General features: G+C 34.4%; 12 protein-coding genes. 9 read left to right on the top strand and 3 right to left on the bottom strand.

The window, feature by feature from the left end:
* Window positions 1-16 precede the first annotated feature (16 nt).
* Both M4I44_RS04570 and gltX read right to left on the bottom strand, forming a co-directional pair.
* Window positions 17-1000 carry an SPFH domain-containing protein gene (locus M4I44_RS04570; RefSeq protein ID WP_017495755.1) on the bottom strand — a complete coding sequence of 328 codons (984 nt, stop codon included), beginning with the start codon at window positions 998-1000 and terminating at the stop codon, window positions 17-19.
* Between the two features lie 133 nt (window positions 1001-1133).
* Window positions 1134-2657, bottom strand: a complete 1524-nt coding sequence (gene gltX / locus M4I44_RS04565) for a glutamate--tRNA ligase (RefSeq protein ID WP_249966643.1) — start codon at window positions 2655-2657, stop codon at window positions 1134-1136.
* A 162-nt stretch (window positions 2658-2819) separates the two neighbouring features.
* On the opposite strand from gltX, the gene M4I44_RS04560 reads away from it, so the two are divergent.
* From M4I44_RS04560 to M4I44_RS04525, 8 genes are all read left to right on the top strand, one after another.
* The gene (locus M4I44_RS04560) at window positions 2820-6230 is read left to right on the top strand and encodes a hypothetical protein (RefSeq protein WP_249966642.1); all 3411 of its coding nucleotides are present in this window, start codon (window positions 2820-2822) and stop codon (window positions 6228-6230) included.
* Window positions 6227-6646: an rRNA maturation RNase YbeY gene (gene ybeY / locus M4I44_RS04555; protein ID WP_017495758.1), complete on the top strand. Its 420-nt coding sequence runs from the start codon at window positions 6227-6229 to the stop codon at window positions 6644-6646. The genes M4I44_RS04560 and ybeY overlap by 4 nt, the downstream gene beginning before the upstream one ends.
* Window positions 6647-7045: 399 nt before the next feature.
* Window positions 7046-8917 carry a tRNA uridine-5-carboxymethylaminomethyl(34) synthesis enzyme MnmG gene (mnmG, locus tag M4I44_RS04550; RefSeq protein WP_249966641.1) on the top strand — a complete coding sequence of 624 codons (1872 nt, stop codon included), beginning with the start codon at window positions 7046-7048 and terminating at the stop codon, window positions 8915-8917.
* 311 nt (window positions 8918-9228) lie between these two features.
* Window positions 9229-10077, top strand: a complete 849-nt coding sequence (locus M4I44_RS04545; RefSeq protein ID WP_249966640.1) for a bifunctional 2-polyprenyl-6-hydroxyphenol methylase/3-demethylubiquinol 3-O-methyltransferase UbiG — start codon at window positions 9229-9231, stop codon at window positions 10075-10077.
* 622 nt (window positions 10078-10699) lie between these two features.
* Complete coding sequence (locus tag M4I44_RS04540; RefSeq protein ID WP_017495761.1) at window positions 10700-11278, top strand: OmpH family outer membrane protein; 579 nt, start codon at window positions 10700-10702, stop codon at window positions 11276-11278.
* A gap of 99 nt (window positions 11279-11377) precedes the next feature.
* A complete protein-coding gene (locus tag M4I44_RS04535; RefSeq protein WP_249966639.1) occupies window positions 11378-13657 on the top strand; it encodes a helix-turn-helix domain-containing protein in 2280 nt (759 codons plus the stop codon).
* A gap of 164 nt (window positions 13658-13821) precedes the next feature.
* Window positions 13822-14580 carry a hypothetical protein gene (locus M4I44_RS04530; RefSeq protein WP_249966638.1) on the top strand — a complete coding sequence of 253 codons (759 nt, stop codon included), beginning with the start codon at window positions 13822-13824 and terminating at the stop codon, window positions 14578-14580.
* Between the two features lie 127 nt (window positions 14581-14707).
* On the top strand, window positions 14708-15469 hold the full coding sequence (locus tag M4I44_RS04525; RefSeq protein WP_249966637.1) for a hypothetical protein: 762 nt from the start codon (window positions 14708-14710) through the stop codon (window positions 15467-15469).
* 37 nt (window positions 15470-15506) lie between these two features.
* On the opposite strand, the gene M4I44_RS04520 is transcribed toward M4I44_RS04525, so the two are convergent.
* Window positions 15507-16472, bottom strand: a complete 966-nt coding sequence (locus tag M4I44_RS04520; RefSeq protein ID WP_249966636.1) for an SPOR domain-containing protein — start codon at window positions 16470-16472, stop codon at window positions 15507-15509.
* 238 nt (window positions 16473-16710) lie between these two features.
* Between M4I44_RS04520 and dprA the strand changes: the two genes are divergently transcribed.
* The gene (gene dprA / locus M4I44_RS04515) at window positions 16711-17811 is read left to right on the top strand and encodes a DNA-processing protein DprA (protein ID WP_249966635.1); all 1101 of its coding nucleotides are present in this window, start codon (window positions 16711-16713) and stop codon (window positions 17809-17811) included.
* The last annotated feature ends 29 nt before the right edge of the window (window positions 17812-17840 follow it).

Below are 17840 nucleotides of genomic sequence, written 5' to 3'. Positions count from 1 at the left end.
CTTTTTCTTTTTTAAATTATTTTATTTCCGGTTGAATGTCATCTTCATAGCCGGATTGTTGTGGTTCGATTGGTTTTATTTTCTCAATTTTCTTATTTGTTTTTTTCATCATTTCACCAACCTGATTAGAAGCTGTAAAAGAAGCAACCATATTGTTAAGCATATCGCTTCCGGCTTGTGGAGAATTTGGTAACAAGATTAGGTTCGAATTGGCATCAGCACCAATCGCTTGTAACGTATCATAATGTTGTGTAACGACAATTAGGGCGGAAGCTTCCTGAGAATTGATACCAACATTGTTTAAAACTTCAACACTTTCTACAAGACCTCTTGCAATTTCACGACGCTGATCTGCAATACCTTGACCTTGTAAACGTTTACTTTCGGCTTCGGCTTTTGCTTTTGCAACGATTCTGATTCTGGAACTTTCGGCTTCAAATTCAGCAGCAGTTTTTTCTCTGTCAGCAGCATTAATTCTGTTCATGGCATTTTTTACCTGAATGTCAGGATCAATATCAGTCACCAAAGTATTGATGATATCATAACCATAAGTGGTCATCGCTTCATTCAATTCTCTTTTTACTGCAATCGCAATATCATCTTTTCTTTCAAAAACGTCATCCAGTTTTAGTTTTGGAACTTCGGCACGTACCACATCAAATACATAAGCAGTAATTTGATCGTGTGGATATTCTAACTTATAAAAAGCGTCGTATACTTTTTCCTGAATAACTTTAAATTGTACCGAAACCTTCATTTTTATGAAAACGTTATCTCTGGTTTTGGTTTCAATAATAACATCTAACTGTTGTATCTTAAGATTAACACGTCCGGCCAATCGGTCAACCAAAGGAATTTTAAGTTGTAATCCTGAATTCCTTACGCTTAAAAATTTTCCAAATCTTTCTATAATTACAGACGATTGTTGTTTCACGGTAAAGAAGGAGGACATTAGTATAAAAAATGCCAGGACTAAAATGATAATAAATGCTGTGTTCATGGTGATATTGATTTAGTTTTTGATGTTGTAAATTACGAATATTCTTCCAATTTAAAATTTTAAAACATTAAAAAAACGCTAAGAACATTTGTTTGATGTTACTTAGCGTTTCTATTTTTAAATGGAATTGTGTTTATAAAGTTGAAATTGCTTTTTGAATTCTCGAAATAGTTTCTTCTTTTCCAATGATTTCAACAATGTCAAATAGATGAGGACCTTTTAGTGCTCCAACCAAACTAAGTCTGAAGGGCTGCATGACTTTCCCCATACCAATTTCATTTTTAGTCAGCCAGTCTTTTACAATGGTTTCAATATTTGCAGAAGTAAAATCTTCAATATTTTCCAGAACCGAAATTAATTCTTGCATTAAAGTAGGTGTTTCTTCCTTCCAGTTTTTACTTGCTTTTTCATCATATGAGGTTGGAGCCTGGAAAAAGAAATCCGTTAAATCCCAAAATTCTGAAACGAAATTTGCTCTTTCTTTGATAAGTGATACGATTCTTGTAAGCTTTGCAATGTCTTCCTTAGCGGAGACGAAGGAAGAGAAGCCTTTTTCAACCAAAATAGGAGAGAAGCTTTTTGCTAAATCGGTATCATTTTGTTGGATAAGATGCTGATGATTGAACCATTTATTTTTCTCAGGATCAAATTTTGCTCCCGCTTTATGTACTCTGTTCAAATCAAAAGAGGCTACTAATTCTTCTAAAGAGAATATTTCTTTGTCCGTTCCATCATTCCATCCTAATAAAGCCAGGAAGTTTACAACCGCTTCCGGGAAAAATCCTTTTTCTCTGTATCCGGATAAAATGCCTTCTTCCGTTTTCCATTCCAATGGAAACACAGGAAATCCTAATTTGTCACCGTCTCTTTTAGATAATTTTCCATTTCCAACCGGTTTCAAAATCAAAGGTAAGTGTGCAAATTCAGGAGCATCCCAGCCAAAAGCTCTGTATAATAAAACGTGAAGAGGCATAGAAGGAAGCCATTCTTCACCACGAATTACATGTGAAGTTTCCATCAAATGATCATCCACAATATTGGCTAAGTGATACGTTGGCATTCCGTCACTTTTGAATAATACTTTATCATCCAATAAATTGGTTTCAAATTTTACATCACCACGGATAATATCTTTTAAATGTAAAGTTTCGTCAACTGGAGTTTTAAAACGAATGACATAATGTTCTCCATTGGCAATTCTTGACGCAACTTCATCGGCAGAAATTACCAAAGAAGTATCCAACTTTTCACGGTTATGATGATTGTATATAAACGTTTTTCCTTCAGCTTCATGTTGCTTTCTGTGTGCATCCAGTGCTTCCGGAGTATCAAATGCATAATATGCCCAGCCAGACTGAATCAACTGATCGGCATATTTTTGGTATATTTCTTTACGATCACTTTGTCTGTACGGACCAAATTTTTCATTTTTTCCAACCGTTTCTTCAGGAGCAATTCCTAACCACTCCAGCGCTTCCATAATATAAGCTTCAGCACCTGGAACAAAACGAGTCTGATCTGTATCTTCAATTCTCAGATAAAAAACACCGTTATGTTTTTTTGCAAATAAATAATTAAATAGGGCAGTACGAACACCGCCAATATGTAATGGTCCGGTTGGACTTGGTGCAAAACGCACACGAACTTGCTTTGACATTTGTTTAAATTTTGATGCAAAGATACGGTTTATGATTTTAGATTTTAGAATGTCGATTTCAGATTTTTGCCTCCTAAAAGCTTAGCGTCTTAGTAACTTAGAATTTTAAAAGGTATTATTAAAATTACTACTTTTATAGGTTATAAATAAAAGAGATTCATTTTGAAAACAACATCTGCCATATATCAAAAATTAGAAGCGTTTATAAAAAAATATTATACAAATGAATTGATAAAAGGAGGACTTCTTTTTATTGGTTTTGGATTATTGTATTTTCTTTTTACACTTTTTATAGAGTATTTTCTATGGTTGAAACCATTTGGAAGAACCGTATTGTTTTGGTTATTTATTGGAGTAGAAGTTTTTCTTTTGTTTCGATTTATTTTATTTCCCGTTTTTAAGTTATTTAAACTTCAAAAAGGAATAGATTACAATCAGGCTTCGGCTATTATTGGGAATCATTTCACAGAAGTAAGTGATAAGCTGACTAACTTTTTGCAATTATCAGCTTCAGGAAATACAGCTGAAAGTTCAGAATTAATGCTGGCTTCAATAGAACAAAAAGCCAATTCTTTACAACCGATTCCGTTCGGTAATGCTATTAATTTTAACAACAACAAAAAGTATTTGCCATTAGCAATCGTTCCGGTTTTGCTTTTTGCCGTGTTTTATATTTCAGGAAACAGTACTATTATTTCGCAAAGTTTAAATAGAGTAGTGCACTTTAATGCCACGTTTTTACCTCCGGCACCTTTTAAATTCGTTGTTTTAAATCAGAATTTACAAACAGAGCAAAACAAAGATTTTGTTATCAAGATGGAATCTGTTGGTAAGATCGTTCCCGAAAATGTGATGATTCATATTGGGAATGAAAGTTATTTTATGGAATCTTCTCAACCGGGAAAGTTTGAATTCAAAGTAGAAAAGCCAGTTGAAAATGTTTCTTTCTCTTTTGAAGGTAATACAGTTTCATCAGAAGAATACGAATTGAAAGTGATCACAGTTCCATCAATTTCGAACTTCGAGATGGTACTTAATTTTCCATCTTACTTAAAAAAGAAAGCAGAAATTATTCAGGGAACAGGTAATGCAATTCTGCCGGAAGGAACTTTGGTAACCTGGAAAATGAAAACACAATCTACTCAGGAGATCGTTTGGAAGGGCGAAAATTCTATTTTTAAGTTTAATAGAGACCAAAATGAGTTTAAATTGGCTAAAAGTATCAGTCAAAATACAGAATATCAAATTCTTACCTCGAATAATAAGGTCAAAAACTACGAAAAATTGGATTATCAGCTCTCAGTGATAAAAGATCAGCACCCATCAATCCATGTTGCACCAGCTCCGGATAGTTTGAAGTTAGATAAAAATTATGTTTTGGGTAGGTTAGGTGATGATTATGGTTTGTCTAAATTACAGGTTGTGTATTATGAAAGAAACAAACCCAACACTGCTAAGCGTGGAACAATACCTGTGAAGTCTGGAGTATTTGATCAGTTCGTTTTTAACTTTCCAAGTAATCTGGCAGTGCAGGAGGGAGTATCTTATGAATACTATTTTGAAGTTTTTGATAACGATGCACCACATGGTTTTAAAAGTACAAAGTCTTCTGTTTTTTCTGATCGTGTTGCTACCACTGATGAAATTCATGATCTGGAATTGCAACAGCAGAATGAGAACATTAATAGTTTAGAGAAGTCTTTAAAGAATCAAACGAAACAGTTTTCTGAGATGGACAAGATTCAGAAAGCCGGTAAAGAGAAGGAAAATTTAGAGTTTAAAGATCAGCAAAAAGTAAATGATTTTATCAAGCGTCAGAAACAACAAGACGAATTGATGAAACAATTTACAGAGAAGATGAATAAAAATCTGGATAAGTTTCAATCGGATAAGAAAGATAAAACAGCTGAAGATTTGCAAAAGAGATTGGCCAATGCTGAAAAGGATTTGGAGAAGAATCAGAAGTTAATGGAGGAATTGAAGAATCTAAATGACAAGTTGAATAGCGAAGATCTGTTTGATAAGATGGAAAAATTCAAACAGATTAGTAAAAACCAATCCCGTAATTTAGAACAATTGGTTGAATTGACAAAGCGTTTTTATGTATCCAAGAAAGCAGAGCAAGTTGCTGAAAAGTTAAACAAGCTTGCTGAGAAACAAGAGCAGCTTTCAAATAAAGACAAAGAAAATACACAGGACAAACAAGAAGATATTAATAAAGACTTTGATAAAATTCAGGAAGATTTAAAGAATCTGAAAGAAGAAAACAAAACATTAAAAGCTCCACTAGACATTCCGAATGATGCTTCAAAGGAAAAAGAGGTGAAGAATGATTTGCAGAAAGCTTCAGAAGAATTGAGTAAAAAGAATTCGGCATCAGCCAAACCTAAGCAAAAGAGTGCTGCTAAAAAAATGAAAAGTATGGCAGAACAAATGGATGCCGGTATGGAAGGTGGAGAACAGGAACAAATGGAAGAAGATGTTGCTATGCTTCGTCAGATTCTGGATAATCTTTTAGCCTATTCTTTGTCGCAGGAAGATGTGATGAAACAATTTAGGACAATGAAATTGGGTTCGTCAGCGTATACGAAGAACATTAAAATTCAGCAAAATTTAAAACAACAGTTCAGATATGTGGATGACAGTTTATTTGCTTTATCACTTCGTAATCCTAAAGTTGCCGAAGATGTAACCAAAGAAATTGGAAATGTACAGTACAATATTGATAAAGCTATTGAAAGTTTAAGCGATGTTCAGGTTCCAAAAGGAGTATCGCATCAGCAGTATGCAGTTTCCTCTGCAAATAAGTTGGCAGATTTTCTGAGTGATTTATTAAATAATATGCAGATGTCTATGTCCAAACCGGGATCTGGAAAACCAAAACCGGGTGATGGGCAAGGAATGCAATTACCAGATATTATCCAAAAACAAAAAGGTTTAGGAGATAAGATGAAAGAAGGTATGAAGTCTGGTAGTAAGCCGGGAGATAAACCTGGGGATAAATCAGGAGATAAACCAGGAGATAAACCGGGTGAAGGAAAAAATGGTGAAGGCAAAGAAAGTAATGGTAAGGATGGTAAAGGTAAAAACGCTGATGGTAAAACTGGTCAGGGAAATAAAAATGGAGGTCAAAGTAATGGGCAGATGAAGGACAATGATGGAGAAGGAGATGCTGAAGCAATCATGGAAATTTACAAAGAGCAAGTAAAATTGCGTGAAGCCTTGCAAAAAGAACTTGCTAAAAAAGGATTAGATTCTGAAGGTAAATCTGTAATCGATCAGATGAAAGCTTCCGAAAAACAAATTTTGAATAAAGGTTTTAAGAATGAGAACTTGCAGCGTATTCTTAATATTCAGCAAGAATTACTAAAATTAAACAACGCAGTTCAGCAACAAGGCCAAGATACGAAGCGTCAATCTGAAACCAATAAGACTGAATTTCCTAATAGAACAAACGCATTGCCGAGTTCATTACTGGAATATTTAAACAGTGTGGAGATATTAAACAGACAATCACTACCTTTGCGCTCGAATTTTAATCAAAAAGTTCAAGAATATTTTAATACAAAATGATCAATTTTAATTACGAAACCGAATTTACTTTAGACAACGAACAAGCTTTTTCTGATTGGTTAAGTGCTGTTATCGTTTCTGAAAACAAAAACGAAGGAGAGATAAATTACATTTTTTGTGATGATGAGTATCTTCATAAGATTAATGTAGAGTATCTAAATCATGATACGTTAACAGATATAATCAGTTTTGATTATACAGTTGGGAACGAACTTAACGGAGATATTTTTGTTTCTGTTGAAAGAGTAGAAGATAATGCTAAAGATTTTAATGTTTCTTTTACTGAGGAATTGAAGAGAGTTTTAGCGCACGGTATATTACATTACTGTGGGTATAAAGATAAAAGTGATGCTGAAGCGGAGTTAATGCGATCGAAAGAAGATGAAAAGATTGCTATGTTTCACGTGGAACAGTAGATAAATTATTTTTTTAATTCAGTTTTACGTGTTCCACGTGAAACATAAAAAAATAAAAAAGGTGATTATATTAAAGTGTTTCACGTGGAACATGAAAAAATAGTTTATTTCTGTATATAAAAGAACCGGATGTTCCACGTGGAACGATTGTTTTTTGATTAAGAAAGGTTTTAGATTGTTTCACGTGAAACAATGTTTTTTAGAGATTATAGAGATTTAGTGTAGAAAAGGTTTAAGGATTTAGGAGGGTTTTTAGTTTGTGTTTTGAACCAGGAAGCTTCAGCCTGAAACCTGAAACCTGAAACCTGAAAAGAAAAACCACGTTCCACGTGGAACAAAAGAAAAGAAAATTAATTCTGAGAACCACCTTAAACGGTTTGAGGAGAATAATAAAACAAAATGTTTTTAGAAGAATACGATGTTATTGTAGTTGGTGCTGGTCATGCAGGATCTGAGGCCGCGGCAGCGGCAGCAAATTTGGGATCCAAAACTTTATTGGTTACAATGAGTTTGCAGAACATCGCACAGATGTCTTGCAATCCTGCGATGGGAGGAATTGCAAAAGGACAGATCGTGCGTGAGATTGATGCGTTGGGCGGATACTCAGGAATTGTTTCTGACCGAACGGCTATTCAATTTAAGATGTTGAATAAATCGAAAGGACCGGCAATGTGGTCGCCAAGAGTTCAAAGTGATCGAATGCGTTTTGCTGAAGAATGGAGAATGATGTTGGAGGGAACTCCAAATTTGGATTTCTACCAAGAGATGGTTAAAGGTTTGATTATTGAAGATGGCAAGATAAAAGGAATCAAAACTTCGTTGGGAGTTGAGATTAGATCGAAGTCTGTTGTTTTGACGAACGGAACTTTTTTGAACGGTTTAATTCATATTGGAGAAAAACAGTTTGGTGGAGGACGTGCAGGAGAAAGTGCAGCAACGGGAATTACTGAAGATTTAGTTCGTGCAGGTTTTGAAGCGGGAAGAATGAAAACCGGAACGCCACCACGAGTGGATGGACGTTCTTTGGATTATTCTAAAATGAACGAAGAGAAAGGTGATGCAAAGCCGGATAAGTTTTCTTATTCTGATTTGACTTCACCGTTAACGCATCAGCGTTCTTGTTACATGACGTATACGTCATTGGATGTTCACGATATTTTGAGAGATGGTTTTGATCGTTCGCCAATGTTTAATGGAAGGATCAAAAGTCTTGGTCCAAGATACTGTCCTTCGATAGAAGATAAAATTAATCGTTTTGCAGATAAAGAGCGTCATCAATTATTTGTGGAACCGGAAGGGTGGAATACATGCGAAGTGTATGTGAATGGATTTTCAACTTCACTTCCGGAGGATATTCAATTTAAAGCATTGCGTTCTGTAGCCGGTTTTGAAAATGTGAAATTCTTTCGTCCAGGTTATGCAATCGAGTATGACTATTTCCCACCGACACAATTGAAACATACTTTGGAAACAAAGTTAGTGGAAGGATTATATTTCGCCGGACAGATTAACGGAACAACCGGATATGAAGAAGCGGCTTCTCAAGGTTTGATGGCGGGAATAAATGCACATTTGAAAGTACATGAAAAAGCGCCGTTGATTTTGAAACGTGATGAAGCTTATATCGGAGTATTGATTGATGACTTGATTACGAAAGGAACAGAAGAACCTTATCGTATGTTTACTTCGAGAGCAGAGTATAGAACTTTGTTGCGTCAGGATAATGCCGATTTTAGATTGACGCCAATGTCGCACGAAATTGGTCTTGCTTCTGAAAAGCGTTTGCGTCGAATGGAAAAGAAATTAAATGAATCTGAAAAGATGGTTGCCTTTTTTAGAGTGACTAGTGTTTCTGTTGCAGAAACAAATCCGATTTTAGAAGCTAAAGAAACTGCTCCAATTTCACAAGGAGATAAAATGTTTAAAGTTTTTTCTCGTCCGCAAATTGATTTAGACGATATGCTTAAGTTTGAAAAAGTGAAAGCTTATGTGGAGGAAAATAATTTGGATCAGGAAATTTTAGAGCAGGCAGAAATTCAGGTGAAGTATTCCGGTTATATTGAAAAGGAAAGAAATAATGCGGATAAACTAACTCGTTTGGAAGAAGTGAAAATACCGGAGAATTTCGATTACGATAAAATTAAATCAATGTCGATTGAAGCTAAACAAAAGTTAAGCAAGATCCGTCCTGTAACTATTTCTCAGGCTTCAAGAATAAGCGGAGTTTCTCCAAGTGATATTTCTGTTTTATTGATTTACATGGGAAGATAAAAAATTAGAGACGTGCCAATAGGTGCGTTTTTATTTGTTTTGATTTTCTTTGTTTCAGGTTTCAAGTTTCAGGTTTGGGGTTTGAATTTTATTAAGTTGGATTGTTTGAAGAGAAGGTATCTGAAATAAAAAAATGTTCCACGTGAAACTACTTTGAGAAGGCTTGCTAAACTTGAAGAAAATCGTAAAACTATTTAAAAAAATCTGTGAGATGCGTAGTAAAGCATTTTAAATTAATTAATACTTGTTGCATTAGTATATGTGATGTAACAACCGCGTTGCCAAATTCTATTAAAAACCTATAATTAAAAATGAACGTTTTAAACAAAAAACATTTTCTTACTGTAAAAGACCATTCTGTATCTAAAGAAATTTTTGATCTGTATTACGATGAAACTTTGGATATGCTGATTACTTCTCCGCAACCCGCTTTAGAAAACCTTGGAAGATATTACGAAAGCGAAGATTATATTTCTCATACCGACAATAAAAGATCTTTGTTCGAAAAAGCGTATCACTTTGTAAAAAGTATTGCTTTAAAAAATAAGTTGAATTTGATTAATGGTGAACAATCTCAAAAAGGAAGGATTTTAGATATTGGTGCCGGAACCGGAGATTTTTTGTTGACAGCAAAAAATGATGGTTGGGAAACAGTTGGAGTGGAACCAAGCGAGAGAGCAAAAAATATTGCAATAGAAAAAGGAATTTCTTTTGTAAACGGAATTGATGCTCTTGAAAATAATTCTTTTGATGTAATTACCATGTGGCACGTTTTAGAACATGTGCCAAATTTAGAATTACAAATTCAGGAATTGAAACGTTTATTAAAACCAACTGGAACTTTAATTGTTGCGGTTCCAAATTTCAAATCGTTTGATGCAAAATATTACAATGAATTTTGGGCTGCTTATGATGTGCCAATTCACTTTTGGCATTTCTCAAAAAAAGCCATTCAGTCTCTTTTTGGAAAAGTTGATATGAAATTAGAAAAAGTGCTTCCGATGAAATTCGATTCATTTTATGTTAGTCTTTTATCTGAAAAATACAAAACGGGAAAAATGAATTTCATTAAGGCCTTTTTTATTGGTTTGCGATCCAATTTAAAAGCATCGGGAACAAAAGAGTATTCATCGCACATTTATGTCTTAAGAAACAGCTAAAACGCAAAATAAGCGCATTTAAGGCGTTTTCTGAGGGAATACGAGGGTTTGTGTTGTCTTTTTTAAGAAATCGCTTTAAATAAAAGCTATGAAAGCCACTTTTAATAGTGATCTTTTATGGTAAAATCCCAGTCCATAAATAAAATTAATGCAGTAAAAATGGAGCATTTTTCTGGAAATTTTGTTGTTTCTTTTTAGAAATTCGAGGTTTTAGAAAAGTGCTTCTTTTTTTGCTAAGTTTTGTTTTGTGAATGCAAAAAATGAAAAATAAATTTTTTTGACTGGATTAATTTTATGGTTTTGCGATCAGATGAAGCGTAACGGTAAAAAAGAATAATTCTTAACGGATTTACGCTTTAAATTACCCTAAAACTTAAAATAAGCTTGTTTAAGGCGTCTTCTAATGAAAGGCGAGTATTTGTGTTGTTATTTTTGAGAAAACGCCTTAAAAAAAGGCTGTGAAAGTCATTTTTAATAATGATATTTTATGGTAAAAATCTCCTCAATAAATAAAAGTAATATCATAAAATTATAGCATTTTTTAAACTTTAGTTTGATGCTATTTATTTTTTTATATTTTTGTCTTCATTCAATACAATAAAAAAAATAGAGATTTAAAAAAATGAAAAAAGCATTAGTAATTATCGCACTTTCAATTTTCGCTGTTTCATGTAGTGACAAAACTGCGGAAGTTAAGGAAGTAAAAACAGCTTACGTAGATACTTCAGTTTTAATGAAAGAATACACTGAAGCAAAAGACCTTGAAGCTAAATACAAAGCTCAGGCAGAAGAAAAAGGAAGACAACTACAAGCTGAGATTACACGTTTTAAACAAGACGCTGCTAATTTTCAAAGTCAGGCACAAGCAAACGGTCAGGCGTGGGCACAACAAAGAGGTGCTGAATTACAAAAAAGAGAACAACAATTGGGTTATGCACAACAAGCTTTGTCTCAACAATTACAACAGGAAAGCGGTGTTGAAATGGATTCTTTGGTAAGTGGAGTGAAGAAATTCATCAAAGAATACGGTAAGAAAAACGGTTATTCTTATATCTATGGTACTGGAGATGCTGCTTCAATTTTGTATGCTGAAGAGAAATTCGATATCACAAAAGATATCGTTAAAGCTCTGAATGACAAATATAAAGCGACTCCAAAAACAGAAGAAAAACCAGCTGTAAAAGAGGAAGCTAAAAAATAATACCAGACTAACTAACTAAATTTAAAAACCTAAATCTGTCAAGATTTAGGTTTTTTCTTTTATAAAAATACGATACTTTTAGCTCTCAATTTACGCCTAATGCAAAACGTTTCAGAAGCAGCAGCTTATACTTTACAATTCATCAATCAAACGCAAAAATCTATTTTCCTGACCGGTAAAGCTGGGACCGGGAAGACTACACTTTTGCGTGAAATTATTGCCACTACGCATAAAAACACTGTGGTTGTGGCTCCAACCGGAATTGCGGCGCTGAATGCCGGAGGTGTTACGATTCACTCGATGTTTCAATTACCATTTTCAGCCTTTATTCCATCATACGAAGAGGCTTCTCAGTTTACTGAAACAGTGAAGTTTGAGAATAAGGAAACTTTACGTCGACACTTTAAAATGAATAATGTGAAGCGTAACGTAATCAGGAATATGGAGCTTTTGATTATCGATGAAGTCAGTATGTTACGCGCTGATCTGTTGGATGCAATTGATTTTATGATGCAGACGGTACGTAAAAATACCCGTGCTTTTGGAGGTGTTCAGGTACTTTTTATTGGAGATTTGTTGCAGCTTCCGCCGGTTATCAGAGATGAAGAATGGCGAACTTTACGCAATTATTACAAAGGAAAATTCTTTTTTCATTCACATGTAATTCAGCAATATCCGCCGTTATATATTGAATTATCAAAGATTTATCGTCAGTCAGATGATACTTTTATTTCGGTTTTAAATAATTTGCGCAACAATCAGATTACGCCTCAGGATATTCAGGTTTTAAATGAATATGTGAAACCTGATTTTGACTTAAAAAATAATCCCAGATATATTACACTTACTACGCATAATGCCAAAGCCGATTCGATTAACGAGCTGGCAATTGGCGATTTAGCCGGAAATGAATTCGCTTATCAGCCGTTTATTGTGGGGGATTTTCCAGAGAAAATTTTTCCGGTTGAGGAAAATTTGAAACTTAAAGTGGGTGCTCAGGTTATGTTTGTCAAAAATGATTTGTCTTTTGAAAAGCGTTATTTCAACGGAAAAATGGGCGTTGTAAAGTCACTTTCGGCCGAAGAAATATTCATACATTTTCCTGAGGAGGATAAAACCATTGAAGTTGAAAAATACGAATGGAAAAATATCCGATACAAAGTAAACGATCTCACCAAAGAAGTTGAAGAAGAAGTTTTGGGCACATTTGCACATTATCCACTTAAGCTGGCATGGGCAATTACGGTGCATAAAAGTCAGGGTTTAACTTTTGAGAAAGCTGCGCTCGATGTATCGCAAGTTTTTTTACCCGGACAAGCCTATGTAGCATTATCACGTTTAAGGTCCTTAAACGGGCTTATTTTGTTGTCTCCGCTGCAAATGAATGGTATTTCGAACGATCAGGATGTGATGGATTATGCTTTGAACAAAGCAACAGAAGAAGTTTTAAAACATTCTTTGCATTTTGAAACTAAAAATTTCATTCATAACTATTTGATTAGCAGTTTTAATTGGGCTGATTTGGCTCAGGAGTGGCGCAATCACCGTTTTAGTTATAACGAAAATGCAGTTGCTTCTGAAAAATCAAAACATTCTGCATGGGCACATAAGCGTTTAGAAATAATAGATTCGTTAGCAGATCCTGCACAAAAATTCGTTAATCAGCTTAATAAAATTTTTAATAAAGAAACTGTCGATCTCTTTTTTGTACAGGAAAGGGTAGTGGCAGCTTATGATTATTTTTTTAAACCAATGGACAAACTGGTTACGGATCTTTTGAATAAAATGGCCGAAATTCAGAAATTTAAAAAAGTAAAAGAGTTCTACGAAGAGCTCGCTTTTTTGGATGATTTGCAAACAAAAGCTGTTTTGCGTTTAATGAAGGCCAAATTACTTATCGAAATTGTCGTGGCAGGTGAAACCATCTGTAAAGAGAAATTGTCGTCTACAGCGATTAAAAACTACAAATTTGACAAGGTTGCAAAGATCCGCGAGGAATTTAATATGTCGAACACTGATATTTTTAAATCTGAAGAACCTACAGTTCGTTATACGGCACGTAAATTAGATAAAAGCATACCAAAGGCCGATAAGAAAACAACCATCGAAGAAACCCATGATTTATGGCTGGAGAAAAATTCGATTCAGGATATTGCCCGAATTCGTAAACTTACAGTGCAAACAGTTGAAATGCATTTGGTTAAACTAATTCAGGCTAAAAAAGTCGAGATATCTGATGTTTTACCGTATGATAAAATCCTGGCCTTGCGTGAAGCTTTCGAGTTTTATAGTGAAGAATCTTTAAGTCCGCTAAAAGAAAAGTATGGTGATGAGTTTACGTGGGATGAGTTGAAGATGTTTAAAGCAAGCATTAACTGATTGTTAGATTGTTAGATTGTTAGATTGTTAGATTGTTAGATTGTTAGATTGTTAGATTGTTAGATTGTTAGATTGTTAGATTGTTAGATTGTTAGATTGTGGAATTTGAAAGTTCTGATGAAATTTTGGAATCTATTATAAAAACATTATGTAAAATAGGAATTATGAAAAAGTTACTGTATGTTCTCTTCATTGGCATTATGGTTCAAAATATATCAGGTCAGGACTTGAGACCCGAATATCAGAAGTTTGTCAAAAAATTTATTGATAATGTAAAAAATGATAGGAAAGAGGCTGTAGCCGAGTCTATTAAATACCCTTTAAGAAGAGATAATCCAATTCCGTCTATCAAGAATAAAGCAGAGCTTGTAAAAAGATATGCTGAAATTTTTGATGCTAAACTGAAAGCCGAAATTTCACAATCGGATGCGGCAAAAAATTGGTCAGAAGTAGGCTGGCGTGGCATAATGCTAAATCAGGGAACTTTGTGGATGGATACTGACGGAAAAGTTTTTTCAATAAATTATCAGTCAAAAGTGGAGAGTGATCTCAAAAACAAATTGATAGCTTTTGAAAAAAGTAAACTTCACCCGTCAATTGCAAAGTTTAATGAGCCACAAATTATCATAGAAACATCTGAATTCAGAGTTCGAATTGATGACTTAGGAAATGATAATTACAGATATGCTTCATGGTCGATAAAACAATCGATGAGCGAAGAACCGGATTTAATCATTGCCAACGGAAAATGGTTTCACGATGGAACAGGAGGTAATAACCATTACGATTTTAAAAAAGGAAATTACTTGTACCAGTGTTATATTACGGTTTTAGGTACAAAAGATTCAGCACCAGCTAATTTAACCATTTATCAAAACGGAAAAGAAATCCTTAATCAGGATGCTAAAATTGTTCCACGTTAAACATAATCCTATTCGAAAGAATGGGATTTTTTGTTTTATTACCCAATTTCAATTCGATTACAACTATCATAAATTTGCTATATTTGATTGTAATTGTCGGATTAATAATTAATTAAAAATATTTGAGATGAAAAGAAGCAATTTATTTTTAGTAGTATTATTTTTTTGCAGCGGTTTTATGGTTGCCCAGGATTCAGACATCGATTATCAGAAACGGGTTAAAAAGTTCATTGAAAATGTCAAAAATGATAAGAAAGAAGCCATTGCTGATGCGGTGGTTTATCCGTTAGAGCGCGTATATCCTATACCCGATATTGCGAATAAAGCAGATTTTATAAAACGATATTCTGAAATTTTTGATGTTACGTTAAAAAACGAAATTACAAAATCGACGCCGGCAAATGGCTGGAATGATATGGGTTTACGCGGAATTATGCTAATTCACGGTAAGATTTGGCTTGATACTGAAGGCCGTTTAACGGCCGTAAATTATCAATCGAAAGCCGAAATAGAACTTAAAAACAAGCTAATTGCATCGCAAAAGAAAAATCTGGATCCTAGTATTGCTTTTTTTCAGGATCCAATTTGTATTCTGAAGACTTCTAAATTTAAAATTAGGATCGATCATTTAGGTTTTAATAACTATCGATACGCATCATGGTCCATTCAAAAGGAAATGACTGAAAAGCCTGATTTAGTGATTAATGGTGGAGTATTAGTCGTTGAAGGTATTGGCGGCAATCACCAGTATGAATTTAAAAAGGATGGGAATGTTTATGAATGTGCCATTATCGTTTTGGGCGAAAAGAATTCTCCTCCGGCAAGACTGAAAATATATAAAGGGAAGAAAGTAATTCTTTCGCAGGATGCAGAAATAATAGTGAACTAATAAAAAGCCCATTCAGAGGAACGGGCTGTTTTTAGTTTTATAAAGGCTGTACAAGAATCCAGGCATCTGGATTTTCTCCTTTTTGTATTTCTTTTTGTGCTTTTTCGGCTTCAGCCATTGTTGCATAGCTACCGTAAAGAACCGGGAATAATCCGTGTTTGTTTTCGCCCAGCATTCTGGCGTCGTAACCATCTTTTACCAATTGATTATAAGCTTTTCTGGCATTTTTTTCACTTCTGTATGCACCGGCCATAATGTGGTAAGGCATTGTTTTTTCAGCAGCTGTTTCTACATTTGTTGTATCTACTGAGAGTGTTACAGCAGGCATAGGATTTTGGATAAAGAAAGTCGCTTCCTGAATCTTGTTCTCCACTTTTTTCTGCACACTGCTTTCTACAACAAGTGTTTTGGCGGCGATTTGATTTTGATATAAAGGATATCCGATACTTCCTGTAATTCCAAGTCCTAAGACTAGTATTGCAGCATATTTCAAAAGTGGATTTGTTGTTCTTCCTTCTTCATTTTCGTATAGTGAAATTGCATCTCCTTCCGAAATTTCCTCGATTTTTCGCTCGAAATTCTCTTTTTTAACGAGCGGAGAAACAAATGGACTTAGTCCAAAAGAACTTGTTAGGAAATTGGTCTGATCATTAGGGGTGAATACCATTTTCTGATCAGCATTATATCGAATTTCACCAATATTTTTAAGTGTTACAACACCATTTTCTTCTAGTGTTTTTTTCCAGCTCACGACTTCAAAAGCAATGGCGCTAACTGCAAAACCATAAGAAGTTTTTTCAGCCTGTGCGATATGATTTGCCAACAATCCATCATTGTTTTTTAGATAACCGTTGAAAGAGATCATTTTTGTCGGTGGAAAGAAAGAATTTGTGCTTTCATTCAGCTTTGCCGATTGAATTTCTGTTAAAAATGCTCCAAACCCTGGAACCGTTACACACTGATAACGATACAGTAACTGTGCTATGTAATTTTCGATTTTCATAGTAACAAAGTTACAACTACAGAATACTTATCAAAATGTTATTCACAATTTTTATTAACAATTGCTTTATTTTTATAGACAATTCTTTTTCAAATAGTTAATAGGTAGTTTTTAAGGCGTGTATGTTTTGAAACCGTATTTATATTAAAATTTAATAGGATTATACTTTCTTTTTATGATATTTGTGCTTCAAATTTTAAGTTTTAGTTTTTCTTATTTTACATAATATTTTACACGGATGCCGGATCAGGATTTATTCTATTTATTAGCCTTATTAAAAGTCGATGGAGTTGGAGATATAATGGCTAAAAAGCTGCTTCATTATTTTGGCAGTGCAGAAGCTGTTTTTAAAAGTAAGGGGAGTCAAATTACTGCTATTGATGGTGTTGGATCGGTTTTATTGCAGAATTTTAAGGATAAATCGGTTTTTGACAAAGCGAATCAGGAAATGGAATTTATGAAATCTAGTGGGGTTAAAGTGTCTTTTTTTAAAGAGGATGGCTATCCGGAACGTTTAAAACATTGTATTGATTCTCCTGTCCTGATTTTTAGCTCTGGAAACATAAATTTAGCAAATAAACGAATAATCAGTATTGTGGGAACGCGCCAGATTACCTCTTATGGAACAGAGTTTTGCCGAAATTTAATTGAAGAACTGGCACCTCTCGATCCGATAATCGTTAGCGGTTTTGCGTATGGTGTGGATATTGTAGCACATCAGCGGGCGATGGATTTTAACCTGCAAACTATAGGAGTTCTGGCACATGGTCTCAATCAGATTTATCCAAAATCGCATAAGAAGTATATTGTTCCAATGGAAGAAAATGGTGGTTTTATAACCGAGTTTTGGAGTACATCAAATCCTGATAAGGAAAATTTTGTACGTAGAAATCGTATTGTAGCGGGTATGACTGAAGCAACGATTGTTATAGAATCTGCTGAAAAGGGTGGTTCGCTGATTACCGCAAATCTTGCCAATGATTACAATCGTGATGTTTTTGCCGTTCCCGGACGTGTGACAGATAAATACAGTCAGGGGTGTAATAATCTAATTAAAACACAACGGGCCAATGTGTTAACGAGTGCTGCTGATTTGGTTTATATGCTGAATTGGAATGTGGAAACAAAGGCAAAACCGGTTCAAAAACAGCTCTTTATTCACTTGGAAATAGAGGAGCAAAAGGTGTATGATTTTCTGCTAAAAAACGGTAAAGAATTGCTTGATATTATCGCACTGCAGTGTGATTTTCCTATTTACAAAATTTCGGGAATTCTCTTAAACATGGAATTGAAAGGAGTCATTCGACCCTTACCTGGAAAGTTGTTTGAGGCCGTTTAATTTGAATTAAACCTGACGGGTTTTTAAAA

This window comes from Flavobacterium sp. B183 (assembly GCF_023539155.1).
GTDB classification, from domain to species: domain Bacteria; phylum Bacteroidota; class Bacteroidia; order Flavobacteriales; family Flavobacteriaceae; genus Flavobacterium; species Flavobacterium tructae.
The sequence above is the reverse complement of the archived record's forward strand: the minus strand, read 5'-3'. Positions and strand labels throughout refer to the sequence as shown.